Consider the following 26125-nt stretch of genomic DNA (forward strand, 5'->3'; position numbering starts at 1 on the left):
TGCTGCCCATTCAAACCAGAAGGTTCCCGGTTAAACAGCCAGCACATAAATGAAGATGATAAAACAATGAAACAAAGAACGGTCTTCGCCCTGATATCTGCAGGGCAAAGGCCGTTTCATTTTGCTGACATTGGCCAGCAGTTACATGTCAGACAGGATTTTATCAATGACTTTGTAAAAATAGCAAACATTTTTAATCGGTTTGTTCAATATTCAACGGATAACGTGAATTTAACCATTGTATCTCTGATTGCTGGATTTATGAATGCCAAAGGACTGTCGCGGAAACATATGATGCAAGGGATCGAACACAGTCTGCGACGTTTGAGGACGGATTATATCGATTTTTATTTTGTTCACGATTTTGATGAAAATACTCCAATCGAGGAAACTCTACGGACGTTGGATGATTTGCAAAGACAAGGGAAGATTCTTTACCCTGCGGTCAGCAACTGGGCGGCATGGCAAATCGCCACGGCACTGGGTATTTCCGCAAAAGAACGATTGGCTCGATTTGAATTGATCCAACCGATGTATAACTTGGTAAAACGCCAAGCCGAAGTTGAAATTTTGCCGTTGGCCGCCCGTCAGCAACTGGGTGTCATCTCGTACAGTCCGCTTGGTGCTGGACTCCTGACAGGGAAATACGGTGTGAATAAACGGCCAGAGCAAGGCCGATTGGTGGACGAGAAAAGATATGCAGACCGCTATCTCGATGAAAGGAATTTTGTTGTGGCAGACCGCTTTACTAAACATGCTGCGGAGCGAGGCATAAAACCTTCTACACTTGCCGTTGCCTGGGTGATGTCCAATCCTCTCATCACGGCGCCAATTATCGGGGCAAGGGATTTGCAACAGCTGGAAGATTCGCTGGCTGCTGTTGAAGTGGAGATGACTCCGGAATGGCGCAATGAAATTTCATCGCTTTCGGTAACGCCTCAGCCCGCCACAGACCGTAGTGAAGTATTGAAGGGCTGGAGATAATTGCGAAGCGAGCTGGCTCTATGGCAGAGTTCGGCAAAAGGGTGGGGCTTTTTCTAATAGCGGGTTGAGGTTCCAACCCGTCATGAAAGCGACTAACCGGATCTTAGCAAAATCGGGCGTGACAAACTCCCCTTGAACAGCGGTTGATTGATGAAACCAGCTTCAAGGGGAGCCTGTCAGCCGAATGCCGAACCTGTGTCAAGGAGGCAGGGGGGTTACGATTGTTTGCGCATGCTCCCCAGTTCTTCCACAATCGCGGTCATTTCGTTGATGCTGAACGTCGTTTTTTTCTGGACCATGTTGTATAAGTACAGCAAATCCTCATAACTGGACAAATCGAAATCATCCGGTCGCATAACGGCCGTATTGGCCATATTGAGTTTGGCCTTGATTCCCTCCACAAGTGTCGCCAGATTTTCTTTTGTCGGTTGCGTCAAATCCGCCATCTTTTTCCCCTTTCTGTTCAATCCCGGTTTATTTGGTCAGATGCCCGCGAGTTACGCCCAATTGATTGGTCGCTTTCAAAGTTCGCCACACATGGCTGCCGTTGATTTCCCCGCGCAATGCCCTCCGGTATAATTCTATCACTTGTTTGACCCGATCTTGCGCTTCTTCGAGAAATTCGATCCGATAGCTGCCTACTCCCAGCCGCTGGAATTCTCCCAAATATTCCGCGCCCGATTGATCGATGGCGTTGTAAACGGTATTGCGGCAGCCGGTATCCACGCGTACGGGATGGGAAAAGCCGACCCGATCTTTCAGCGAGATGCGCGACTTTTCGCACGGTGTGCCGCAGTTTGTATGATCCGTTCCTTCACTAAGGAACGTACAATACACGCAATGTTCGGTGTGGAACATGGGAAGATGCTGATGGATGACCAATTCCAGCCTGGAGCTGTCGGTTTGTTCCAGCAGGTCGATCATTTGCTGGATATTCAGGTCGTAGGATGCCGTTACTCGTTCCAATCCGCTTTGCAAAAACAGTTCCACCGTTTTGTGATTGGAGACATTGAGGGAAAAGTCGCCAATCAACGGGATGTTGATCTCATCGCGCCGGGACAGATAATAATAGAGTGCCCCGGTATTGCGGACAAGAATCGCATCCGGTTTGCTTTTGGCAATCAGGGCGAGTACGCCATTTTCGTCAGGCATATGGATGCGCATGGTGGCCAGAGCGATTTTTTTTCCATAACGGTGGGCCAGTTTGACGGCTTCCGGATACTGTTTGACAAATTCAAAGTCGGCATAAAGCAAATCGACATCGGTTTGCGCGGCCGCCTCCAATTGCTCCAGTGAGCGGCAAAGTACAGTCAACTGCGCTTGCTGAGCGGCTGGTTTGACCACCGGCCGTACGGTCATTGGCGTTGCCGCGTGTTTTTGATAGACAGGCGGTTTGCGGCGAAGCAAAGTCAGTTCCTCAATCGCTGAGCGACGGATGCGGTTTAATTCGCTTACCGGCAAAATGACTTCTTCGCCAAGCTCGACGATCAGCTGGTCCGCATCCAGATGAAAAAGAGTGCCGCCCAAGCGGCCAAACTGTTCATGGAGTAGTGCGGCTGTCAGCGGACGTTTCAGCGCGGCTTGCAGCTTTTCAACGGATTGAATCGTCACCGCGTGGTTGGTCTTCAGGTCAATCCAGGTCGTCTGCAGCTTGTCCCCGCATTTTCCCGTTACATAGACGGCAAGCGGGAATGTCCGATACGGTTTGTCGGTTTCGAAGCTTTGCCGCAATCGTTTGTTCAATTCGGGGTCATTTGTTTTCCAAACCCGGTCGCCTGCATGGATTCGCTGCAAACGGACGTCGCGGCGCCCCATAACGATCTCAACGAGCCCTTGGCTGACTTCACCTTCCGCCTTTTTCCCATTGACCAGCAAATCGTATACGCGGCCGCCTTCTTCATCGACAGTAGGATCTCCGGCATCAAACACGATACCGTCCCCCCGCTTTAATGGCGAGTCGATCTCGACCAGAACCGAACGGCTGAGCACTTTTTTGACACTGCCTAACAAGACGCCGCGACTTTTCGGAAACGTCCCGTCCAGCAACGTTTTATTGTTGGTTCCTTTCAAAAATCCGTGGGTGAAACCGCGCGAAAAGCTTTGCTGCAATTCACGCAGCTCTTCGGCGCTGGGGGCGGCGTCCTGATCGGCAAAGTAACGGTCAATCGCCGCCCGGTATTTGCTGACGACATTGGCGACATATTCGGGTGATTTCAGCCGTCCTTCGATTTTAAAGGAGGTGACGCCGGCTTCGATCAGCTCGGGAATCAAGTCAATTGCCGCCAAGTCTTTCGGCGATAACAAATAGGCGATGTTGCCCATCTCTTGTTTTTGGCCGTCGACGATCAAGTCGTATGGGAGGCGGCAAGCTTGGGCGCATTCCCCGCGATTGGCGGAACGTCCGCCCCACATTTCCGAAGTGAGACATTGTCCGGAATAAGAGACACAGAGTGCTCCGTGTACAAACACTTCCATCGGCAATTTTGCCTTTTGGCCGATTGCCTTGATCTCTTTCAGCGAATTTTCACGTCCCAGCACAACGCGCTCCAGTTGAAACGGTTTGGTAAACTCGACAGCTTCCGGTGAGGTAATCGTCATTTGCGTGGAACCATGGATGGGGAAGTCGGGGGAGATTTCCCGGATCAGCTTCACCAATCCGAGATCTTGCACGATCACGGCATCGACCCCGGCATCGATGCAAGCTTCAATCAATGTGCGGGCATCTTCCAGTTCCTGTTCAAAAATAAGAATGTTAAAGGTGAGGAACCCTTTGACTCCGTACATATGTAAATAAGCCATGATTTCCGGCAGCTCTGCCATCGTGAAATTGGCAGCTCTGGCCCGTGCGTTAAATTTTTCAACACCAAAATAGACAGCATCTGCGCCATTGGCAACAGCTGCTTTCAAACTGTCCCAGTTGCCGGCAGGTGCCAGCAGTTCGATATCTTCGCGGTTTACCTTGTTTTGCACGATCGTTTTTTCCCTCCATTCAAACTCCATCATAGGAGAATCAAGCCCTTCCGGCAAGTAAAAAAGAAGGGGGGAAGAAGCAGTGCAAAAGGGCAGCTCGGGAGGTTCCGGTATACGGCGGTGAAAATGAAAAAGGACCGGATTCGTTTAGGCATCCAGACCTTCAAATACAATTGACACTTTTTCCTCCATGATTTCTTCCAGCGGCCAGGCTCCTTCGCTGCGGACCCAATCATACAGGGCATTGTAGTAGATGTTTTCCAACATGTTGGCGGCTACAAGCGGATTGAATTTTGCTTTCAGCCGCCCGCGTTCCTGGGCTTCTTCAATCAAATCCGAAAATAGCTCGCGCAGTTCAAAATGAACCTCTTTCTCCGATTCATGCACTTTGCGGTATTTCATCGAGGATTCAACCACGACTTTGATAAAGTCATAATTTTGTATGTTTACTTCGTTCATAATCTTGTAGATTCTTAGTACCTTCTGTTTGCAACTGTCTCCAAAATCCCATTCTTCTCGGCGTTCCTCGATCTCTTGCAGGCGTTCGTAACTCCAGTTGGCCAGAATCGATTCCTTTGAGGAAAAGTGCAGAAAAATCGTTCCGCGAGCAACATCAGCCTCTTCTGAAATCATATCGATGGTCGTTGACTCAAAGCCATATTCGTTGAACAGCTTGATCGCTGCATTAAAGATTTTCTGTCTGGTTTCTCGCTTTTTTCTTTCCCTTCTTGTCATCAAAAGGAACACCTCCCGATTAAAGTATATCATACACAAATCATTCTGGAAAAAAACGCAAAAAAGACTGGACGTAAAAATACAACCGTTGTATATTTATATAATAAAATGTATATTTATTCTCTGATCGTTTCAAATTTCGGTTGCCAGTATGCATGTGGAGGAATGCTTACATGAGTCTCACAAGTACGATAACAATCCGTCAGGCTACGATGAAAGATGTTGACCAGATGCTGGAAATCATCAATCAATATGCCCAAATTGGCCTGATGCTGCCACGGACAAAACTGTCCGTGTGTGAACATTTGCAATCATTTATTGTCGCTCATAACGAACAAGGGGTAATCGGGGTGGCCGGACTGCACATTTTATGGGAGGACCTGGCGGAAATTCGCTCGCTTGCGATCGCGGAGTCGGCCAAAGGAATGGGCGTCGGCAAACAACTGGTCGGTTTTTTGGTTGAAGAGTGTCGGCGGTTGGGGATCAATCGCGTACTGGCGCTTACTTATCAAAAAGAATTTTTCCACAAATGCGGATTCTCGATCGTTGCCAAGGAAACCTTGCCGCAAAAAGTGTGGAAAGATTGCATCAACTGTTCCAAGCTGCCGGTCTGTGATGAAATCGCCATGGTTTTCGAGACCGATCCGGCTAAAACAAAATAACGGCGGTGCAAATCAGCTCGTTCCAAGGAGGAACGGGTTTTTTTATTGCAAACGAAAAGTTCATCTTTTCAAATAACTGTAAAAAACGTTACTATAAGACTATTCAGATTATAAAAAATATTACAAATGGTATAGGAGGGTTGTTCAATGAAGATGGGGACACGCATGCTTGTAACGCTTTTGTTGATCGGAACGATACCGCTAACGGTCACCGGTCTTTTTTTCTATCAGCAAACGAAGCAACAGCTGCTGCAGGAAAGCAGCGAGAAGCTGGAAGTGTTGCGAAACAATAACAAAGAATTAATTGAAACCTACTTCACGGAACGGTCCAAAAATATGGAGACGCTGGGCAGTTCTTATTCGACCATTGAAGGTCTGCTTGAGTTGAATCACGCTTGGCAAAGCGGAAAGGACTCGGCCGATTACCAACAGGTTGAACTGGAGAGAGGAACTGATTATAAAATTTTTTTGACCCGTTATGGTTTGGCGAATCTGTATCTGGTTAACGATCAAGGCGAACTGGTCTATGAAACCAAGCGGCAGACAGATTTAGGCGCCAACCTGCTGAGCGGACAGTATCAGGGTACCGTGCTCGGACAAATCGTCGGGCAGGTTAAGCAGAAACAGAGTTCAGCCATTTCCGATGTCGGCCAGTATGAGCCGTCAGGCGGTGAACCTGCTGTTTTCATGGGTGTTCCCATCTTTGACAATGGCGCGATGATCGGACAACTCGTCGGAGAGATTCCGGTTACATACGTCTCCCGCCTGCTGGATCGGCGGGAAGGCTTGGGGCGCACTGGCAAGGTTTATCTTGTAGGCGCCGACTATCTGATGCGCAGTGAGCTGGATTTGAAAGACAACCAACCGACGATTTTGACCAGCAAGGTGGAGACGCCGATCGTCGACCAGGCGTTTGCGCAAGAGGGCGGCGGGTCGATTGCAGCGAGCGATTTTCGCGGTCAGAGCGTACTGGTCTCGTTCGACAAAGTGAAGGTCGGCGATTTGAGCTGGGCGATTCTGGCCGAGATGGATATGACGGAAATTATGGAAGGCCCTGAGCAAATTCGCGACATGATCCTGCTTTCGATTTTGGCGGTTATCGTCGTTGTCGCTTTCGTGGCCTATGGCACGACTCGCGGATTTCGCCGCTCCATCTCGCTGATGTTGCAGTTAACGGAACAAATCGGTCGGGGCGACTTTCGTGTGCAGCTTCGGGAAAAATTGTTGAAGCGAAAAGATGAGGCCGGGGAGATTGCCCGTTCGTTGCAACAAATGCAAAGCCAATTGAATGAAACGTTAATTCAGGTGAAGCAGGCAGCGGTCTCGTTGGCGCAATCAACCGATGGGATTAAAGGGAATACCAGTGCCATTTCCGTAAGCAATCAGCAAATTCTCGGGGTGGTTGAGCATGTGGTTGCCATGGCCGGGCAACAGGCGAACATGTCCAGCCAAACGCTGGATTTTGTCAGCGATCTCCATCAGGAAGTTGAGCTGGTGACGACCCATGTGGCAAAGGCAACGGAGTCTTCTTTGTCGATGGGCCAGTATGCGGAAGCGGGGCAAAGCGCCATCCGGGCGATTGTAGACAGAATGCGGGAGATTACCGAAGCGGTCGGAGAGTCAATGCGGGTAATCAACGGACTGGAGGAACGCTCGCGGGAGATCTCCACAATCATCCAGGTGATTACAGGCATCGCCGAGCAAACCAATCTGCTGGCGCTGAACGCCGCGATCGAGGCGGCGCGTGCCGGCGAACACGGCAAAGGATTTGTGGTGGTGGCCAGCGAGGTTCGAAAGCTTGCCGATGCCACCAACCAGGCAGCCCAGAAAATTATTGGGATGATCGCAGAAATCCAGCATGATACCCGGCAAGCTGTTGAGCAAATGAGGGAGGGCAGCCGCAAAGTGCTGCTCGGTATGGAGACGGCCCAACAATCGGACGAGCTTTTTGTCAGTATTGGCCAAAACTTGCAACTTGTTTCCGCTGAAGTCGAAGGAGTGGGACGAGCGTTTGAGCGAATGGTTCCCAACGCGGAAAAGCTGGTCGCGGTTACCCGTGAAGTTTCAGCCGCTTCCGGAGAAACTTCCGACGGGATGCAAGGCATCTCCGCCGCAGTTGAGGAGCAAAGCGCAGCGATGGAGTTAATTGTCCACTCCGTAGGCGAATTGGCTGTTTTGGCGGAGCAGCTCGATCGGATGCTGGTGATGTTTCAGCTCGAGAGCGAGCGAAGCGATGAATTTGGGGATGGCAATTAACGTTTTTTGGAAGGATATTGTATAATCGTGTTGAATCTAAAGGACGAAGGCACCAATTCGTTCGGAGGGAACGCAAAGTGGCAATAGATTGGGAATTGTACTTGCTGCCGTATGAACAAGCCGTACAAGAGATAAAAGTGAAGCTGAAAAATATTCGCAATGAGCTGCGGAAACGGAAAGAACACGCCCCAATCGAATTTGTAACCGTACGGGTCAAATCGATCAGCAGCATTTACGCGAAAGCAAATCGACTGCAATTTCCCATCGATGAAAACATCGCGTGGGAGATTCGGGATATTGCCGGCGTCCGCGTCATCTGCCAGTTCCTTGACGATATCAACGCGGTTGTGCAAATGATTCGGGAACGCAACGACATGCGCATTTATCAAGAGAAGGATTATGTCAGCAAACCGAAAGAAAGCGGCTATCGCGGGTACCATTTGACCGTTGAATATCCGTTGATCACGGCGAGAGGTCAGGTAACGATACCGGTGGAAATCCAGATCCGCACGCTTGGCATGAATTTTTGGGCGACGATTGAGCACTCCCTGAACTACAAATATGAGGGAATTATCCCCAGCAATATTCGCCAGCGCCTGATCGAAGCCGCCAAAGCTTCCTATACGCTAGACAGTGAAATGAACAACATCCGTGATGAAATCAAAGAAGCCCAGGTAAAGTTTACGCAGAAAGAAGAAGTGCCGATGGAGTCGCTTATTTCCCTGATGGATTTAAGCGAATATGCCTTGAATCCGGAGGAACGATCGGAGACAACAAGTTCGAGACGGGATGAGAACAGGCGGAACGGAGAATAGGTAAGAGTTGGTCATGCGGGACAATTCAGCGCAAGTTGATTGTGCCGCTCCTTGTTTTTTAGGGGATACTATCATACTATAAAGAAGCGTTTTAGTTGAGGAAGGAAGTGGATATGCATGGACCAATCGTTCGCTTCATTTGGTTTTAAACCGGAAGTGCTTCAGGGGATTAAAGACCTTTACTATAAAGAGCCTACTCCGATTCAAGCGGAAGCGATTCCCTTGATCTTGCAAGGGAAGGATGTCATCGGGCAGGCGCAAACAGGTACAGGAAAAACGGCGGCATTTGTTTTGCCGATTTTGCAAAAACTGGATATGGGGAAACGAGATATCCAGGCTTTGATTTTGACGCCAACCCGGGAACTCTCCATCCAGATTGCCAAGGAAATCGAGAAATTGGGGAAGCATCTCAACGTCAATGTGCTCTCCCTGCACGGAGGAACGGATATTGAGCGTCAGTTGTCGAAGCTGAAACAGACGGTACACATCGTCGTGGGGACACCGGGCCGGGTGCTGGATCACATGCAGCGGGCTTCTCTTCACTTTGGACGTATTTCCATGCTGGTGTTGGATGAAGCGGACAAGATGCTGGAAATGGGCTTTCTGGAGGACGTGGAACAAATTATCGAATCCACTCCCCAGACACGCCAGGTTTTGCTCTTTTCCGCCACCATGCCCGATCAGGTGAAAAAACTGGCGCAGCGTTTTATGAATCAGCCTCCCCATCTCAAGATTGAACAAAAGCAAAAAACGGTGGAAAACATCAAGCAAATTTACATCACCGTAAATCAGACCGAAAAGATGGACGCTCTGCTTGATTTGCTGGAACAGCAGAAACCTTACCTGGCGATCATTTTTGCCAACACCCAGCAGCGCGTTCAGGTGCTGACGGCCAAATTGCAGGAACAAGGATACGCCGCACAAGCGCTTTACGGGGATCTGTCGCAAAAGAAACGGGAACAGCTGATGAAAGCGTTTCGCGACATCAAGTTTCAATATCTCGTCGCCACCGACATTGCCGCTCGCGGACTGGATGTCGAAGGAGTCACCCATGTTTTTAACTATGACGTGCCCAACGATGTGGAAAGCTATATTCACCGCGTAGGGCGGACAGGTCGGGCCGGACAATCGGGCAAAGCCATCTCGCTCGTCTCGCCGCGGCAAAAAAGCTTGATTGCCCGCTTTGCCAAAGCGACGCGCGCCGACATTGAAGAACAGCTATTGGTGGTCGGTCGGCATATGGACGAAGGGCGTCAACAGCGGGCAAAGGAGAGGGAAAATTATTTTGCCGAACTCCGTCAGGAAAAAATGAAGGAATTGGCCAAGCAGCAAAAGGAAAAAGAAGCTCCTTTGCAGCAAGCTCTAAAGAAAAATGCAAAAGTGAAGCCGGGTTATAAGAAAAAGCTGGCAAAAGAGGTTGAGCAGTGGCAGAATCAATATGAGCAAAAGAAAAAACGCGAAGAAGCCAAGGCTGCCCGCAAAGCTGGCCATCGTCCTCCCGGCAAAAAAGGGACAAGGCCGGGAAATGCAAGTCGGCAAGGAAATCGGTAATAATGGTTTGGCTCGAAAACAAAACGACTGGAAGGGACTGGATTACTTATGTCTTTTAGATGCATCACGATTTACACCAAAAAATATGAAACCTTTTCTGATATTTACGAGGAAGTGCTCAACCAACCATTATCCGAGTTTGAGGAAAAGGAAATCGAAGGGATTACGATCAGCGATGCGGGAGCGGTGCCGGAAGGGTACATTGAACAGATGAAATCCAAACCGGAAGTTGCTGTGATGAAAATCAAGGAAAAAGGAATAACCATCCTGCAGCACGGGGAAGTTTTTGAAATGCTGATTCCTGTAGAATAATAACGGGTTCCAATGTGGCGGTACAGCTACCATCGTTCCACAGAAATAAATCCGCTCGCCATCGTGAGCGGATTTTTCCATAAAGACAGGAACGAATGTTTGGTATTCATGCCAAGCGGGGGGTGAGTAACCGATATGAAGAGAAACGGGAGGGCTAATGTGAGTCATACATGTATCGAATGCGGAGGACTGGCACAAGCCAACTCAGATTTTTGTTCATTTTGTCAAACCAACCATACGTCTGATTATCAACGGGTGCGCGAATATTTGCGCGAAAACCCGAATCGCACGCCAATGGAGATCGCCAATGCAACCGGCGTTTCGATTTCCAAAATACTCCGTTACGTTCGCAGCGGTTCGTTTACGATCGTAAACCGGGATCGTTGATCGCTGCTGATCAGCCCGCCATTTTGCTGTACGCATTTGGCGGGCTTTTTTTTGCTTGCTCTTATCCTTACAGCCAGCGCAACCCTTTCGGATAATGATTTTTCAGCTGTCCGCCCGCTTGTTTCCCCCAGCCGATGGCGTAACCGTCAACCGTCACCAGTGTCCAGCCATCTTCTCCTGCCCGCGTGATCGTCTCTCCTTTTAAATAGGACAAAAGCGCGGGATCGTCGGCGGCAAACGGGGCAGTCCGGTTTACCGCTTGGACAGGCACAGCCAGCGCCAGAGCATGGGCCGGTTCAAAGCGATTTTTCTTCCAGGTGCCGAGATGGTAGCCGGGGCGAGTGACCTTCATCCCGCTCAAATCCAGCCACGGTGCCGGCGAATAGTACAATTGTTCGCCAAACAGCAGAAAGGCGTGGTCATCGTGCAAATGCGCACCAAGGGAAGGAATCAGTTCTTCGGCAAATTTGCGCCAGAGCGAAACCGCTTCTTTCAGACCGCTTTGCTGCTTGGCCGCTTTCTTTTGCTTTTGTCGCCCGGGTGTTTCTCTGCCGGCTGCGGCTGCGGCCTGCTCCGCTTTTCGCAATTTGGCGATAAAGTGTCCTTCGCCGGTTAATTGATGGGGCCAAAGCCGCGCGGTCAAGCGCAGTTCGCCGCGTTCGGGCGTGGCCCATTCCGGACGCCCCGAAGAAAACCACCGCGCTTGCTCGATCGGCACCAGTTCAAACTCCGGATGGTCGGCCAGAAAATCAGCAATTGTCTGCTCATTTTCCAGAGGGGCAAATGTACAGGTAGAGTAGACCAGCGTTCCTCCTGGTTTGAGCATCATTGCGGCTGCAGCGAGAATGTCGGTTTGCATCCGATGGCATTCCGCAACTTTTCCCTCGGACCAATCGGCGATCGCCTCCGGAAGCTTGCGAAACATCCCTTCGCCTGAACAAGGGGCGTCGACGAGAATCTTATCAAAAAATTGGGGGAACAATGAGGCCAGATGTTCCGGCGTTTCATTGAATACGATGGCATTGGTGATCCCCATTCGTTCAATATTTTCCGAGAGCGCTTTCGCCCGGGCGGGATGGATTTCATTGGCGATCAGCAGCCCTTGTCCTTTCATCGCTCCGGCCAGTTGTGTTGTTTTCCCCCCGGGGGCGGCACAAAGGTCGAGGACGCGTTCATCAGCCTGCACCGCGAGCGTTTCCGCTACCGCCATCGCGCTCGGCTCTTGCAAGTAATAAAGGCCGGCCGCATGATAGGGGTGTTTTCCCGGCCGCACCCCATCCGGATAGGCAAAGCCGGTTGGGCACCAGGGAATCGGTTCGAGCGGAAATGGAGCGATTCTTTGCAAGGTCGCAGCCTCCAGTTTGAGCGGGTTGACTCGCAGCCCATGCGCAGCGGGCTGTTGATAGCTGTCCAGAAATTCGGCAAAGGTGTCGGGCAGGAGAGCCTGCATACGGTTGATAAATGGTTGTGGCAGTTGAATGTTCATTACAGCCTCCAATTTTTGTCGGTTTTTATCGGCGAAGAAAGGAGAAAAGACGAACCGTGACGAATGTAACAAGACAGTGAGGTGACGTACGTTGAAAGTATCTCGTGCGGAAAAGTATCGCACTCGGCGAAGGGTCGATGGCGAGGTCGGCCGCTTTTGGATGATGGGACTGATGTTTTCACTGCTTGTTCTCGCTTTTGAGTTTTTGATTGAGATTCCCGCGGATGCTGCCTGGCTCCAGGACATGGAGATGGCTTTGTTCAGTGCAAGCTTTACGCTGCTTGCGTTTTATTTATTAGGTCTTACCTTTGTTTTCTCCCGTCAGGAAGAAGCAGGCAAGGTGAGCCACCAAGTGATTATTTATGTATGGCTGGGCGCCATTCTCTTTCATCTGTTCTTGCTGATCAGCAACACGGCCAATCAGCATGTATACAAGGCGGGCATTATCATGTTTCTGGGTCCGCTGTTTCTCACCGTTTACCATTTTATCACGTACTTGTCCGCTTTGCGCGAGTCACGGCGCGAACAATCGCAGGCGACCGCAGCTTCATTGGAACGGTCCGCTTATCAATTGATTTTGGAAGGCTCCAAAACGTACGAGGAAATTACCCGTTTGCGCACGGCATATCCGGAAGTGGAGCAAATGTTGAAAATGAATGAATTTTATCCCAAATTGGAGCGGTACATCCTGGAGATGCAGCAATATCTTCAGGCCGAGAAAATTACGGCAAAAGATGTCGAATTGCTGGAAGGCCATTTTTATTTTCTCGAGAATTTGCTGTCCTTGGCCAAACAACATCCCGGGGTGCTGGAATCGCGCGTATTTTCCCATCGTGAAGAAAATCCATACGGATGACGAGTCAACATGCTGGCGGGTAAACAAAAAAAACAAGGCTGTCTGTAAAGTAGGGATTCCTACTTCTCAGGCGGCCTTGTTTGCTGATGGTGAAAAGAGGTGTGGAGCAGCAACTTTTAGGAATGATTGAACGTATTGGCGAGAGCGGGGTTGGATGTTTGCGAATTTTGCTGGTTTGCTGAATTCGCGGCGGATGAGTATCCGGTGGCATCTCCTACACTGGAACGACCATATTCATAGGCAGGGGCTGGGCTCATGCCGACCGAGCGCTGGGCTTCCATGGCGATTTGGCTGGTCAGCGAATTCAGTTGTTGCAGGGTAGCTGTTACCTGGGTTTCCGTTGCAGCAAGGCTTTGCAACTGATTGGCAATCGAGCGGAGCATGTTGGCATTGTTTCGTTCGTTCTGCTGCAACTGGGCCAGGATGCGCTGAACTTCCGCGATGAGTTGATTCGATTGGTAGTACATCACGACAGTCTCCTTCCTCTCATAAGTACAAGATAGTGTTTGCGATTTTGGAATGATTATACAAAGTATTGCCAGTACCACTCAATCTGGTGATAATGGATAATAATGGAACATTGCCAATATTGGCAAATTGGCGGGGAGCGTGTATCGATGAGTCATTGGCACTTATTGCTCGCGTTGGCGGAACGGACAGCGGTCTTGGTAGTCGCGGCATTTTTGTTGACCCGCATCAGGGCTTTTCGCAGTATCTTGCACCAACGCGCCACTTGGCAGGAAAAGGCGGTGATGGTGCTGCTCTTGTCCGCATTGTCGATCTTTGCCACTTACAATGGAATCTGGTACCAGGATGCCTTGGCCAATTCCCGGGTAATCGGCCCGGTGGTAGCAGGGTTGCTGGCCGGCCCGGGGGTTGGCTTGCTGACGGGAATATTGTCTGGCTTGCATCGTTATACATTAGGAGGATTTACTGATTTGGCCTGTACGTTCTCGACCATCTTGGAAGGAGCGATTGCCGGCCTGGTCAGCTATTATCATCGCGGACGTGAGGTGAACTGGATTACGGCACTGCTGGTCGGTTTCATCGCCGAATGGTTGCAGATGGGGATTATTTTGTTGGTAGCCAAACCTTACGAACAAGCATGGGCGTTAGTAAAGATGATCAGTATCCCGATGTCGGTCGTCAATTCGCTCGGCATTGGCATTTTTATGATTATTATCGAAATGATTCGCCATGAAGAGGAGCGGATCGGCGCTCTGCACGCCCAGCAAACATTGCGGGTTGCCGACAAGACGCTGTCTTTGTTAAGGAAAGGTCTAACCAAAGAATCCGCGGAGAAAGTGGCCAAAGAGATTTTAAAGTCGACGAGAGTGGCGGCGGTCGCCATTACTGATACGGAGCGGGTATTGGCCCATGTTGGCAGCGGCAGTTCCCACCATATTTCCGGCCAGCCAATCAGCACCCGCGCAACGAAAGAAGTATTGGAAAAGAGAGAAGTGAAAATTGCCTTCAGCAAGGAAGAGATCGGTTGTACCGAAACGGATTGTTCCCTGCGTTCGGCGATTATCGTGCCATTGTTGAAACGGCGGGAGGCTGCGGGGGTGCTGAAACTTTATCAGGACCGGTCGCGCCGAATGTCGGCCATCGATCTGGAATTGGTCAGAGGACTCGGCATGCTGATCTCAACCCAGCTGGAGTTGGCAGAATTGGAAAAACAGTCCCGTTTGTTGGCCGATGCCGAAATCAAAGCGCTGCACGCCCAGATCAATCCCCATTTTTTGTTCAATGCGCTCAACACGATCGTTTCGTTCATCCGTTTTCAGCCGGAAAAGGCTCGGGAATTATTGATCCATTTGGGAGAATACTTTCGCCGCAATCTCCATGACAGCGGAGGGTTCGTCACGCTGGCCGAAGAGCTGGAACATATCGAAGCTTATTTGGCGATCGAACGCGCCCGGTTTGGAGATAAACTACGTGTTCAGTACGAAATTGAACCAGGGGCGGAAAAATATTTGGTGCCCGGCTTGATTTTGCAGCCGATCGTGGAAAATGCGATCAAACACGGGTTGCTGCCCAAGAAAGAAGGAGGAGTTGTCAAAATCAAGGCCGCGCTTCGCCAGGGGTCAGTTCTTGAATTGACCGTGGCGGACAACGGCGTCGGATTGAAGGACGACCCGTTTCTGGCTGTACCCCGTCGAATGGAAGGCAGACGCAGATTGTCGGGAATCGGTTTGTCCAACGTGCGCGGACGAATTCAGTCCATTTATGGCCAGCCTTATGGCATCACGATCGACAGCCAAGCAGGAGCGGGAACGACGTGTACGATCACAATACCTATTGGAGTGAAACGTTATGCTGAAAGTGTTTATCGTTGACGATGAAGCGCCTGCCCGCAGCGAACTTCGGTATCTGTTGGAGCAATTTCCCGAGGTGGAGGTTGTGGGCGAAGCCGATAGCGGCAGTGAGGCGCTGGAAAAAATTCCGCCTTCGGGGGCGGATGCCGTTTTTCTCGATATTCAGCTGCACGATCGCGATGGCGTCGATGTAGGCAGAGAGTTGTACGAATTTTTGGAAAAACCGCCGATGATCGTATTTGCTTCCGCCTACGAAATTCATGCGGTGCGGGCGTTTGAAACGGATGCCATCGATTATATCGTCAAGCCTTTTAATGAAGTGCGCTTGCGTAAAACGATGAAGCGGGTGAGCAAGTGGCTTTCCTTGCAGGAAAAAGATCAGCCGGTTGTGTTTGACCGGAATCTGTCGCATTTGCTGCAGCATCTTGCGGTCGAGCGGCAGCCCCAGCGCATACCGGCTGAAAAGAATGGACGCATTTTGCTGATTGATCCGAATGAAATCGTCTTTGCCACACTGGAAGGCAGACATGCCGTCATCTACACGCAGCAGGAGCACTACCTGACTTCCTTTACTTTGCAGGAACTGGAGCAGCGTTTGCTTAGCGGCTCGTTTTGCCGAACGCACCGGGCCTATTTGGCCAACCTCTCCAAAGCAGTGGAATTGGTGCCCTGGTTTAACGGAACCGTCCATTTGGTGATGCAGGACTGCCGAAAATCACAAATACCGGTGAGCAGAAGTTCGGTGAAAGAGGTAAAGAAGCGGCTCGGTTTTTGAGTGTGCAAGCGCTTTCCTTTCCCGCTCGCATTTTGCTGTTTAGGATTGGTTTTTGACTGTTCAGACAACTTCTCTGTTTCGATGATTCTCCCTTCGTTATGCTACGGATAGGTGAGATTATCTTATTGATTTGCCAGAAGAGGAGGAATCTTTGCATGCGTAAGTGGCTTCTCTCGATTTTGATCTGGGCGGCGGTTTCAGTGCTGGGGGCGATTGGCTTCGCTGTGATCGCTTTGTCCAGAGGAGAAACAGTCAATTCGTTCTGGCTGTTGACAGCCGCCTTTTGCAGTTATGCAGTCGGCTACCGTTTTTACAGCAGATTTATTTCACGCAAAATTATGGGATTAACCGACAAGCGGGCGACGCCTGCTGAAGTTCACAATGATGGAAAAGATTTTGTGCCAACCAACAAATGGGTCTTGTTTGGGCACCATTTTGCGGCGATTGCGGGGGCCGGACCATTGGTAGGTCCTACGTTGGCGGCACAGATGGGGTACCTTCCCGGAACAATCTGGATTATTGTCGGGTGTGTGCTGGGCGGGGCTGTTCAAGACTTTATCATCTTGTTCGGATCGATGCGGCGAAACGGCAAATCGCTCGGTCAAATCGCCAAAGAGGAAATTGGACCGGTTGGCGGAGCGTTGGCGTTAATCGGCATTCTGGCGATTATGGTCATTTTGATTGCCGTTTTGGCGATGGTGGTAGTAAATGCGCTCGCTGATTCGCCGTGGGCCACTTTCTCCATCTTTATGACGATGCCGATTGCCATTTTTATGGGGCTTTACATGCGCTTTATCCGTCCGGGACGGGTCATGGAAGGCTCGCTGATCGGCCTGGTTCTGTTGTTTCTCTCCCTGTATGGTGGGCAAGCGGTGGCATCGTCGGCCACTTGGGCGCCGGTGTTCACCTTCTCCAAACAGGAATTGGCCTTGATGATCATCATTTACGGTTTTATCGCTTCCATTTTACCGGTTTGGCTGCTTTTGGCTCCACGGGACTATCTCAGCTCTTTCCTGAAAATCGGCACAATCGGGGTGTTGGCTGTCGGCATTGTGCTGACACTGCCGCCGCTGCACATGCCGGCATTGACCAAATTTATCGATGGCACCGGACCGGTTTTCTCCGGTGATCTGTTCCCATTCCTGTTCATTACGATTGCGTGCGGTTCCATTTCCGGTTTCCATGCCTTGATTTCTTCCGGAACGACGCCCAAAATGATCGCAAAGGAATCGCATGCGCCTTTGATTGGTTATGGCAGCATGCTGATTGAATCGGCGGTGGCGATCATGGCCATGATTGCCGCTTGCGTATTGACCCCCGGCGTCTACTTTGCCGTCAACTCTCCGGCGGCGGCAATCGGTGTGGATGTGGCCGCCGCTGCGCAGACGATCAGCAGCTGGGGATTCAGCGTCAGCCCGGATCAACTTTCCGGCTTGGCCAACGATATCGGCGAAAATTCGGTTTTGTCCCGTACAGGGGGAGCGCCCTCGCTGGCAATCGGCATGGCGATGATTTTCACCGGCATTTTGGGCGGAAAAGCGTTCATGGCCTTCTGGTATCACTTTGCCATCCTGTTTGAGGCAGTGTTTATTCTCACTACTGTGGATGCCGGCACACGCGTCGGGCGGTTTATGGTCCAGGATTTGCTGGGCAATATTTTCCCGAAGATGAAGCGGGTCGACTGGCTTCCCGGAAACATCATCGGATCGGCCGTAATCGCCGCTGGCTGGGGATATTTTCTCTATCAGGGGGTTGTCGATCCGCTTGGCGGAATCTATACGCTGTGGCCGATGTTTGGCATCTCGAACCAAATGCTGGCTGCGATTGCATTTGCCGTCGGAACCACGATCATTTTCAAAATGGGCAAAGCGCGTTTCGCCTGGGTGACGATCGTGCCGATGGCCTGGCTTTCCGCGGCGACTTTGACGGCAGCTTGGCAAAAACTGTTCCATGCTGATCCGGCTATCGGTTTTCTCTCGCATGCCGCCAAGCTGAAAGCGGCCTTGGCAGCGCAAACTTTGCCACAAGGCGTCAAAACGGTGGAGGCGGCGCAGAAAATGATCTTTAACGATCAGGTCGATGCTGCTGTCTGTGCAATTCTGTTGATTATCACCGTTGCCGTCATTATTGACAGCTTGCGGATATGGTTCAACATTCTCAATGGAAAACGGATTCCGCTGCAAGAAGCTCCCTACGTCGCTTCGAAAGGAGATGCGTTCTATGACTCCAACATTCATTCGGCTTAAGCAGGCAGGAGATAAGTGGGGCAGTCTGCTTCGCAAAATGAGTTCAACGATTAAAACGATTTTCGGTATGCCGAATTATGAACGGTATTTGGCGCATTGGTACGCGCATCATGCAGAACCGGGCAAACAGCCTGTCTCCGAAAAGGAATTTTATATGATGGCTTTGCATGACCGGTATGAAAAAGGCGGTATGTCGCGCTGTTGTTAGTCTGCAGGAAGCAGCCGCTTCTCAGCTCGCATCGTTGAGGGGAAGAGCAACTGCGCAGGCAAGGGCCATTACGATGCTTCATCGTTTGCGCTTGTGGTAAAATGTGTATCCAACCTAAATAATATGATAAAATATAGAAAAAGAGTTGATTGGGTGGCGATACATGTGCAGCCTGCATCGATAGAAAACCTTAGGGAACTGGCGATCCAATGTGCGAGAGAAGCAGGCAAATTGAGCCTGTTGCGGATGAGTCAGCCATATACCGTTGAGTATAAAACCTCTGCTTCGGATTTGGTCACTGCGGTGGACAAAGAAGTGGAGAAGCGGGTAATTGAAATGATCTTGGCCAAATATCCTGAGCACGGCGTTCTTGGAGAGGAAAGCACTTTTCAAGGAGACCCGCATCAGTTTGAGACGCTATGGATTATTGATCCGATTGACGGAACCACCAATTTTGTCCATCAACAGATCAATTTCTCCGTTTCCATCGCGGTTTATCAAAAGGGGCAGGGAGTGATCGGGGTCGTTTACGATCCGTCCCGGGACGAACTGTTTTATGCCGTAAAAGGCGAAGGCGCCTATTTGAATGGACGCAAACTGAAATTGGACCGGCAAGTCAAGTTGGAAGAGGCGCTGTTATGTACGAGCGTCTTCTGGAATAAGCGGGCGGAGCAAATCGGCATCGATCGCATCGTCAAGCAGCTGGCAGGCAAGGTACGAGGCATGCGCTTGCTAGGAAGCGCGGCGCTGGAGCTTTCTTACGTTGCCGCAGGACGTTTGGACGGGTATGTGAGCATGTCGTTGAATGCGTGGGATTTTGCTGCCGGCAGACTGATTGTCGAGGAAGCAGGGGGGATCGTAACGAAGATTAACGGTCAACCGCTGCCTTATGACGAGAAGAGCAGCATAATGGCTTGCAATCAGGCCTTTTATGAAGAGCTGAAGCATTATCTCCGCAAGTCGGAAGGACTGAATTTTAATTAACGAATGGGCATGATGCAGTGAACTGCACATGCTTTTTTTTATTTGGATTCCTTAGCGAAAAAAAAGACCACTTGTTAGAAGGGGTCTAACAAGTGGTTAAGGAGGACGATATGTCCATCGCAGGGTCTGACAATCATGATCTTAACGGGAAAATGTTAAAAAACGATAGACTCTTGATAGAGATTCGGTAAAGTTTGTGTAAAATGAATTTTCTTGCAATCGCCTCTTTTCAAAGAACGCTAGACTGGAAAACAAGCATCTGCTTCTCCTTAACATAGGATAATCCAAGTAGGACGTCCTACTTCCTACGTGTTTGCCGTAAGGGAGGGTGATATTATGAGCAAAGGCATCGGTTTTGGCGGAGGCGGTTTTTTCTTTATTTTGTTGATTCTGTTCCTTTTCTTGTTCCTGTTTGATGATTGATTCTATGTAAAAACGAACCCTGCACTCAGCTGCAGGGTTCGTTTTTTGCCTGGCGCGTTATCGAAGCAATTTCAGGAATTGCCGTGTACGCTCTTCGCGCGGATGTGTGAACAGCTCTTCAGGCTTGCCTTGCTCAAGGATGACGCCTTGATCCATAAAGATGACTTTATCGGCTACTTCGCGCGCGAAGGCCATCTCATGAGTGACGATCACCATCGTCATCCCTTCCTGTGCGACTTGTTTCATGACTTTCAAGACTTCTCCCACCCACTCGGGGTCGAGTGCAGAGGTCGGTTCATCAAACAGCATCACTTGCGGGTCCATTGCCAGAGCGCGGGCAATTCCTACGCGTTGTTGCTGCCCGCCCGACAACTGAAACGGGTATTCGTTGATCTTGTCCGCCAAACCTACTTTTGTCAGCAAGTGTACCGCCTTGTCGCGGGCAGCCGCTTTGTCCATTTTTTTCACGGTAATCGGACCTTCCATCACATTCTCCAGCGCGGTCATGTGCGGAAAGAGATTATAGTTTTGAAACACCATCCCGGTTTGCCGACGCAGGCGGGCAATATCCGCCTTAGCAGGATTTTGGGAAAAATCGAGCACTACATTACCGATCTGGATTTTGCCTTGATTGGGTGTTTCCAATACATTCAGGCAGCGGAGCAGCGTCGTTTTTCCCGAGCCGGAGGGACCGATGATGACAACGACTTTTCCTTTCTCTACCGTAAGCGAAATTCCTTTAAGCACATGCAATTGGTTAAAGCTTTTATGCAAATCATTGATCGTGATCATGTCATTGCTCCTACTTTGCGACATAGCGATCGAGTCTGCTTTCCAGACGATCTTGTATGAACGAGAGAACCAAACAGATGACCCAATAAATCAACGCCGCCTCGATGTAAACGAGCAACGGTTCATAAGTAGCAGCGGCAATTTCCTGGGCTTTCCGAAACATTTCGGAAACCAGAATGGCAGCAGCCAAAGAAGTATCTTTGATCAAACTGATAAAGGAATTGGACAGCGGCGGAATGGAGACTCGGGCGGCCTGCGGCAAAATGATCCGCTGCAAAGCCTGGCGATAGGACATTCCAATTGAGGAAGCCGCTTCCCATTGACCTTTCGGGATCGACAAGATGGCTGCGCGGACGATCTCGGAAGCATAGCCCCCCACGTTGAGCGAGAAGCCAATGACGGCCGAGGGAAAGGGATCGATCGTAACGCCGATGCTGGGCAAACCATAGAAGATCACAAATAATTGCACGAGCAACGGGGTGCCGCGGATCACCGACACATATAAGCGGGCGATCCAGTCCAGCGGTTGAACGCGGGAAATTCGTGCCAAAGCGATCAAAATCGCCAGGATCAAGCCAAAGAAAAAGGAAATCAGCGTAAGACTCAATGTATATGTCAAGGCTCCTTTCACCAAAGGGAGAAAGGAGCTTTGCGCTATGCTGATCAGCCTGTCGGCGCGGGCAGGGTCATCAAACAAATTATTGAGTAACATCAGCACCAAACCATTTCTGAGAAATTTTTAACAGCGTTCCGTCGGCTCTCATCTCGTCCAACGCTTTGTTGAACGCATCAACGAGCTCTTGGTTTCCTTTGCGGAATACAAACGCGTTTTGGGCGGCATCCGGGGCTTTCGCTACAATTTTAATCGGGGTGTCCGGTTTTTGATGCAGCAGGTCGAGTACGGACAAGCCGTCGTTAATGGTAACATCCACCCGTTTGGAAGCAAGCAAATCAACGGCCTGGTTGAAGCCTTCCACACCGACAATTTCGGCACCGTATTTTCTGGCAATATCGGTCAAGTTGCTGGTCAAGGTTTGACCTGCTTTTAATCCTTTAATATCGGCAAAATCTTTTACCGTGTTATTGTCTTTGTGAACGGCCAAAACGGCAGAGGACACAGTGTACGGGTTAGAAAAATCGTATTTCTCCTGACGATCCGGACGAATTCCCACCTGGTTGGCAATCACGTCAAACCGTTTGGAATCGAGACCTGCGAACATCGCGTCCCATTGGGTTTCCATAAAGACAGGTTCCACGCCAATCCGTTTCGCGGCCTCGGTCACAACATCAACATCGTAACCGGTCAGTTTGCCGGATTGATCATGGAAGGTAAACGGAGCGTAAGTGCCTTCCGTACCGATGTTGATTTTCCCGGCTGCTTTGATTTGCTCCAGCAAATTTTGCGAACCAGACGCTTGGTTGTCGGCCGGTGCCGCTGCGTTGTTGTTATTATCTGAAGGGGCGGCGGACTGGCCAGAATTGTTGGCGGTTCCGCAACCAGCCAAAGCAAGCAGTAACAAGGACAGAAAAGCGAGTGAGACGAGTTTTTTCATCTTAATTCCTCCAAAACCGATATGATTTGACGAACTCCAATGTATCCTCCCTTTTATTATTTGTCAACAGGATAAAAAACTTCCCCTTCTCAAAACTGCAGGGGTCTGGTATTATTATCTGGTCAATTTGATACGAGAGTTCGAGAACCCCGCCTCTCGATAAACAAAACTAGGGGAGAGGAACGATCATTGTTTGATTGCGTATGCCACTCTCCGCTTGTTGAAGAGTGGTTTTTTTATTGCGTATCAAGCCATGCAGAAAGCGAGGAAAAAGCGTGAGTGAACAAAACAAGTGGCAAGAGAATCGCTTCCTCTATTTAACGACTTTATTTGTGACGTTGCTGGTCGTCGCCAATATCGTCTCGGCCAAGGTGATCGACCTGTGGGGGATGCTTCTGCCCGCGGCGGTGATCGGTTATCCGTTTACTTATTTATTGACAGATGCCATCAGTGAATTGTATGGAGAAAAACGGGCAAAACAGGTCGTTTACGCCGGATTTTGTGCCAATCTCCTGATGCTTTTGTTTGTTCAGGCGACCATTCACCTGCCGGCTGCCGCCGTTTGGCCCAATCAGGAAGCTTACGAAACGATTATGTCGTCTTCGTTGCGAACAGTTATTGCCAGTTTGCTTTCTTATTTTGTTGCCCAAATGGTCGATGTCAAATTGTTTCACGCCATCAAGAAGCGAACGGGTGAAGGCAAGTTTTGGCTGAGAAAAAACGTGTCGACTTTGATCAGTCAGCTTCTCGATACCGCCATCTTTATTGTTGTTGCATTTGCGGCAACCATGCCGACTTCGGCGCTGTTGCAGATGATTTTGTTCCAATACTTGGTGAAAACCGCGATCGCCATGATTGATACACCGCTTTCTTACATGTTGGTGAAGCGGATGAAACAAACAGCGGCCACGCCGCAAGCCTGACCCAATCGATGAAAGGATGAGAACAATGGCAAAAGTTGAACACAATCACGACAAATATCACGGCATTCGCTTTGATATTCAGGACGAATCGGCCATTATGGTCGATATTTTGGAAACGATCCCTTACGAGTATGCAGGAAAACGGACGGAGATCATGATGCCGACAAATGAATTTACCTCTGTTTGTCCGTGGTCCGGTTTGCCGGATTTCGCTGATTTAAAAATTTATTTGATTCCGAACGAAAAGCTGATCGAAATGAAATCGCTCAAGTACTATCTGACCTCCTATCGCAATGTCGGCATTTATCAGGAACATGCGACCAACCGCATTCTCAATGATCTGGTCGCCTGCTGCGATCCGTTATATATGCGAATCGAAGCGACTTGGAACGCGCGGGGTGGCCTGGGTACAGAAGTGGTAGTTGAGTATACCCGCGAACAAGCGTAAAATAAAGCATAAGTTTGGCAATACCGCCGAGAACCCGCTGGGTGCAGCGAAAGCTACCAACCAGGCGGGTTTTCTTCCTTATCGTAATAAAAACTTCCCAACAGGCGGGAAAGGGGTTAAACAAGATGAACGATTGGCGAATGTATACCGATGCCACGGGGACGGAGACAAATCATACGGCATGGCATGAGGTTCTCAAAGAGATCGCCCAGCTCAATGGCACGACGCATACATTGGTTCACGCCGCTTTTGGCGACCATGTTGATCTGGTGGTGGCGGGCGGAAACAATGGCAAGGTACTGCTGCAATGGAAAGAGTATGAACCGATGCTGCAGCATTTCATTTTGGCCAGAGGGGAAGCCAACGGATTGATGAATACGTTAACGATCGAAGGAAACGAAACGCCGTTTCCGGCGGAATGGTGCCTTGCTTTGGATGCGGTCATTCCGGTTTGCGGCGATTTGCTGCGTTCATTGGAAATGAAGTCATACGAAGGATTGCAATGGATTGAAATCACGGAATAAAAAAGGTAGGGATTGCGGAGCGGGAATCGATCAGGCTTGTCTGTCGATGCTCGCTTTTTTGGTCTTGCGGATAGCAAATTGTAAAAGTTCCAAGATTTTTCTGTATATTTTTTTATTTCCACTTTATAATTGAAACAAATGGTCGTAAAAAGTAATATATATGTAAAATTCTACCGTTTTTGCTAATCTGTTAACGTTGAAAGGCAGTGACCGAAATGAAACTAACCAACCTGATTCGCATCATGAGCGGTATCGTCATCATTCTATCCATCATCAGTATTACTTCTTTATTTATGCTTCGCTTTAGTTTTGAACAGCAGCGCAATACGATCAGCAATCAGACAGAAATGAAGAACCTGGCCCTTCAACTGACTCAATCCATTCAATACATGGTTGACGAAGCGCGAAAATACAGTATATTCGGGGAAACGGAACATTATGACAACTTCGTCCGCGAGCTGAACGAAACGAAGACACGCGAAAAAGTTCTCGAGCAGTTTACGCAGATGCATGCCCCGGAGGCCGAACTGGCTTTGATCAAAGAGACGATCGAACTGTCCGACGGTTTGGTGCAGGATAGCGAGGAAGCGTTCGCGGCGGTAAAGGAGAGCAACTTTGACAAGGCACAGCTGTTGCTGTTTGGCAGCAGTTATGAAGGAAAACTGGAAACGGTCATGCAACCCGCCGAACAGTTTCAGGACACACTGAATCAACGCGTGCAGCGGGAAGTCGATGCAGCCGTGCAAAGATTCGAGTTGGTCGAAACCATTGGCCAAGTGATCAATATTTTGCTGATTATCGCGACATTGATCACGTTCTATTTCATTTACCGCAAAGTAGTCAAACCGCTGGATCAGGTGACACAGGTAGCGAACCGGGTTGCCGAGGGAGATCTGCGTGTGGACAAGCTGCCGGTTACCTCCAAAAACGAGTTTGGCATTTTGGCCATGTCGATCAACCGAATGGTGGACAATTTGCGGGAACTGATTCGAAACGTCGATTTGTCGACACAGCAAGTAGCAGCTTCTTCGCACCAGCTGTCCGCCAGCATTGAGCAAACGGTGCAAACGACCAATCAAATCGCCGAAACGGCCCATGAATTGGCCAGCGGCGCGGAAATGCAAGCGGAAGGAGCCAAAGCCGGGGCAATCTCGATTCGCGACTTAAGTGGCGGCATCCAGCATGTGACGGAAAGTTCCACGATTGTCTCGCAGGCTTCCGAACAGACGGAAAAAGAAGCGGAACGCGGAAGCGAATCGATTCAACGGGCCGTGAAGCAAATCGAGTCGATTCACGATACGGTGCAAGACATGGAAAAACTGGTGAAAGGCCTGGGAGAACGATCGGCGCAAATTGGCAACATCGTCGAAGTAATCAACTCGATTGCCGCTCAGACCAACTTATTGGCGCTGAATGCAGCGATTGAAGCGGCGCGTGCCGGTGAACACGGCCGCGGTTTTTCGGTGGTCGCCGACGAAGTACGCAAACTTGCGGAACAGTCGCAGGAATCGGCTGGCCAGATCGCGGCCTTGATCGAATCGATTCAGGAGGAAACTGCCAAGGTATCGCAAACGATGGAAGTGGGCACACATCAGGTAGGGGAAGGAATCGATGTGATGCGGGAAGCAGGGGTTGCTTTTTCCGGCATCTTGCAGGCAGCCCGGCAAGTATCCGCGCAAATCCAGCAATTGGCGGCCGCCGCTCAGCAAATGTCTTCCGGTTCGGAACAGGTGGCGGTTTCTGTCGACTCCATGACGGAGATCGCTTCGCAAGCTTCCGTGAAAGCCAACCAGGTGGCTGCGGCGACAGACGAACAGCTTGAAACGATTAAAGATATTGCCGCAACGGCCGATTCGCTTAGTCAGATGGCGCAAGAACTGAGCGAGCTGTTCCGGAAATTTAAACTGTAACGCCGGT

General features: G+C 50.0%; 25 protein-coding genes. 17 read left to right on the forward strand and 8 right to left on the reverse strand.

Annotated elements, in window-relative coordinates; all coding sequences use genetic code 11:
• Positions 1 to 66: 66 nt before the first annotated feature.
• Complete coding sequence (locus JOD01_RS11460; protein ID WP_204518468.1) at positions 67 to 984, forward strand: aldo/keto reductase; 918 nt, start codon at positions 67 to 69, stop codon at positions 982 to 984.
• Positions 985 to 1199: 215 nt separating this feature from the next.
• On the opposite strand, the gene JOD01_RS11465 is transcribed toward JOD01_RS11460, so the two are convergent.
• From JOD01_RS11465 to JOD01_RS11475, 3 genes are all read right to left on the reverse strand, one after another.
• Positions 1200 to 1430 (reverse strand): DUF1128 domain-containing protein, encoded by a 231-nt coding sequence (locus tag JOD01_RS11465; RefSeq protein ID WP_204518469.1) that lies wholly within the window; start codon positions 1428 to 1430, stop codon positions 1200 to 1202.
• A gap of 28 nt (positions 1431 to 1458) precedes the next feature.
• The gene (locus JOD01_RS11470) at positions 1459 to 3984 is read right to left on the reverse strand and encodes a U32 family peptidase (protein WP_239565411.1); all 2526 of its coding nucleotides are present in this window, start codon (positions 3982 to 3984) and stop codon (positions 1459 to 1461) included.
• Between the two features lie 117 nt (positions 3985 to 4101).
• A complete protein-coding gene (locus JOD01_RS11475) occupies positions 4102 to 4692 on the reverse strand; it encodes a TetR family transcriptional regulator (protein ID WP_204518470.1) in 591 nt (196 codons plus the stop codon).
• A 170-nt stretch (positions 4693 to 4862) separates the two neighbouring features.
• Between JOD01_RS11475 and JOD01_RS11480 the strand changes: the two genes are divergently transcribed.
• From JOD01_RS11480 to JOD01_RS11505, 6 genes are all read left to right on the forward strand, one after another.
• Positions 4863 to 5351: an N-acetyltransferase gene (locus JOD01_RS11480; protein ID WP_204518471.1), complete on the forward strand. Its 489-nt coding sequence runs from the start codon at positions 4863 to 4865 to the stop codon at positions 5349 to 5351.
• Between the two features lie 147 nt (positions 5352 to 5498).
• On the forward strand, positions 5499 to 7607 hold the full coding sequence (locus JOD01_RS11485; protein WP_204518472.1) for a methyl-accepting chemotaxis protein: 2109 nt from the start codon (positions 5499 to 5501) through the stop codon (positions 7605 to 7607).
• An 83-nt stretch (positions 7608 to 7690) separates the two neighbouring features.
• Positions 7691 to 8422, forward strand: a complete 732-nt coding sequence (locus JOD01_RS11490; protein ID WP_204518584.1) for a GTP pyrophosphokinase family protein — start codon at positions 7691 to 7693, stop codon at positions 8420 to 8422.
• 117 nt (positions 8423 to 8539) lie between these two features.
• The gene (locus JOD01_RS11495) at positions 8540 to 9973 is read left to right on the forward strand and encodes a DEAD/DEAH box helicase (RefSeq protein WP_204518473.1); all 1434 of its coding nucleotides are present in this window, start codon (positions 8540 to 8542) and stop codon (positions 9971 to 9973) included.
• 48 nt (positions 9974 to 10021) lie between these two features.
• Positions 10022 to 10285, forward strand: coding sequence for an NAD/NADP transhydrogenase alpha subunit (locus JOD01_RS11500; RefSeq protein ID WP_204518474.1), 264 nt, complete (start codon positions 10022 to 10024; stop codon positions 10283 to 10285).
• A 159-nt stretch (positions 10286 to 10444) separates the two neighbouring features.
• On the forward strand, positions 10445 to 10672 hold the full coding sequence (locus JOD01_RS11505) for a hypothetical protein (protein ID WP_204518475.1): 228 nt from the start codon (positions 10445 to 10447) through the stop codon (positions 10670 to 10672).
• A 67-nt stretch (positions 10673 to 10739) separates the two neighbouring features.
• Here the strand turns inward: JOD01_RS11505 and JOD01_RS11510 are convergent, their stop codons facing one another.
• Positions 10740 to 12158, reverse strand: coding sequence for an RsmB/NOP family class I SAM-dependent RNA methyltransferase (locus tag JOD01_RS11510; protein ID WP_204518476.1), 1419 nt, complete (start codon positions 12156 to 12158; stop codon positions 10740 to 10742).
• A 91-nt stretch (positions 12159 to 12249) separates the two neighbouring features.
• Here JOD01_RS11510 and JOD01_RS11515 point away from each other — a divergent pair, with 91 nt between their 5' ends.
• Complete coding sequence (locus tag JOD01_RS11515; RefSeq protein WP_204518477.1) at positions 12250 to 13014, forward strand: hypothetical protein; 765 nt, start codon at positions 12250 to 12252, stop codon at positions 13012 to 13014.
• Between the two features lie 116 nt (positions 13015 to 13130).
• Here JOD01_RS11515 and JOD01_RS11520 read toward each other — a convergent pair whose 3' ends face one another.
• Entirely contained in the window at positions 13131 to 13481 is a 351-nt protein-coding gene (locus tag JOD01_RS11520; RefSeq protein ID WP_204518478.1) for a hypothetical protein, read from the reverse strand.
• Positions 13482 to 13631: 150 nt separating this feature from the next.
• Between JOD01_RS11520 and JOD01_RS11525 the strand changes: the two genes are divergently transcribed.
• From JOD01_RS11525 to JOD01_RS11545, 5 genes are all read left to right on the forward strand, one after another.
• Positions 13632 to 15353, forward strand: a complete 1722-nt coding sequence (locus tag JOD01_RS11525) for a sensor histidine kinase (protein WP_204518479.1) — start codon at positions 13632 to 13634, stop codon at positions 15351 to 15353.
• Entirely contained in the window at positions 15331 to 16107 is a 777-nt protein-coding gene (locus JOD01_RS11530) for a LytR/AlgR family response regulator transcription factor (RefSeq protein ID WP_204518480.1), read from the forward strand. The genes JOD01_RS11525 and JOD01_RS11530 overlap by 23 nt, the downstream gene beginning before the upstream one ends.
• Positions 16108 to 16262: 155 nt before the next feature.
• Positions 16263 to 18353, forward strand: a complete 2091-nt coding sequence (locus JOD01_RS11535) for a carbon starvation CstA family protein (protein ID WP_204518481.1) — start codon at positions 16263 to 16265, stop codon at positions 18351 to 18353.
• Positions 18328 to 18561, forward strand: a complete 234-nt coding sequence (locus tag JOD01_RS11540) for a YbdD/YjiX family protein (RefSeq protein WP_204518482.1) — start codon at positions 18328 to 18330, stop codon at positions 18559 to 18561. Before JOD01_RS11535 ends, JOD01_RS11540 begins: the two co-directional genes overlap by 26 nt.
• 153 nt (positions 18562 to 18714) lie before the next feature.
• Positions 18715 to 19545 (forward strand): inositol monophosphatase family protein, encoded by an 831-nt coding sequence (locus tag JOD01_RS11545; RefSeq protein ID WP_420829085.1) that lies wholly within the window; start codon positions 18715 to 18717, stop codon positions 19543 to 19545.
• Between the two features lie 480 nt (positions 19546 to 20025).
• Here JOD01_RS11545 and JOD01_RS11550 read toward each other — a convergent pair whose 3' ends face one another.
• The 3 genes from JOD01_RS11550 to JOD01_RS11560 are packed head-to-tail and all read right to left on the reverse strand — an operon-like array spanning position 20026 to position 22313.
• A complete protein-coding gene (locus JOD01_RS11550; protein ID WP_204518483.1) occupies positions 20026 to 20760 on the reverse strand; it encodes an amino acid ABC transporter ATP-binding protein in 735 nt (244 codons plus the stop codon).
• 10 nt (positions 20761 to 20770) lie between these two features.
• Positions 20771 to 21472 (reverse strand): ABC transporter permease subunit, encoded by a 702-nt coding sequence (locus JOD01_RS11555; protein ID WP_204518484.1) that lies wholly within the window; start codon positions 21470 to 21472, stop codon positions 20771 to 20773.
• Entirely contained in the window at positions 21459 to 22313 is an 855-nt protein-coding gene (locus JOD01_RS11560) for an amino acid ABC transporter substrate-binding protein (protein WP_204518485.1), read from the reverse strand. Before JOD01_RS11560 ends, JOD01_RS11555 begins: the two co-directional genes overlap by 14 nt.
• A gap of 275 nt (positions 22314 to 22588) precedes the next feature.
• On the opposite strand from JOD01_RS11560, the gene JOD01_RS11565 reads away from it, so the two are divergent.
• From JOD01_RS11565 to JOD01_RS11580, 4 genes are all read left to right on the forward strand, one after another.
• The gene (locus JOD01_RS11565) at positions 22589 to 23236 is read left to right on the forward strand and encodes a queuosine precursor transporter (RefSeq protein WP_204518486.1); all 648 of its coding nucleotides are present in this window, start codon (positions 22589 to 22591) and stop codon (positions 23234 to 23236) included.
• A gap of 25 nt (positions 23237 to 23261) precedes the next feature.
• Positions 23262 to 23684 carry a preQ(1) synthase gene (queF, locus tag JOD01_RS11570; RefSeq protein ID WP_204518487.1) on the forward strand — a complete coding sequence of 141 codons (423 nt, stop codon included), beginning with the start codon at positions 23262 to 23264 and terminating at the stop codon, positions 23682 to 23684.
• Positions 23685 to 23809: 125 nt separating this feature from the next.
• Positions 23810 to 24208, forward strand: coding sequence for a hypothetical protein (locus JOD01_RS11575; RefSeq protein ID WP_204518488.1), 399 nt, complete (start codon positions 23810 to 23812; stop codon positions 24206 to 24208).
• 215 nt (positions 24209 to 24423) lie between these two features.
• Positions 24424 to 26118 carry a methyl-accepting chemotaxis protein gene (locus tag JOD01_RS11580; RefSeq protein ID WP_204518489.1) on the forward strand — a complete coding sequence of 565 codons (1695 nt, stop codon included), beginning with the start codon at positions 24424 to 24426 and terminating at the stop codon, positions 26116 to 26118.
• The last annotated feature ends 7 nt before the right edge of the window (positions 26119 to 26125 follow it).

This window comes from Brevibacillus fulvus (assembly GCF_016908525.1).
Taxonomy (GTDB): domain Bacteria; phylum Bacillota; class Bacilli; order Brevibacillales; family Brevibacillaceae; genus Brevibacillus_G; species Brevibacillus_G fulvus.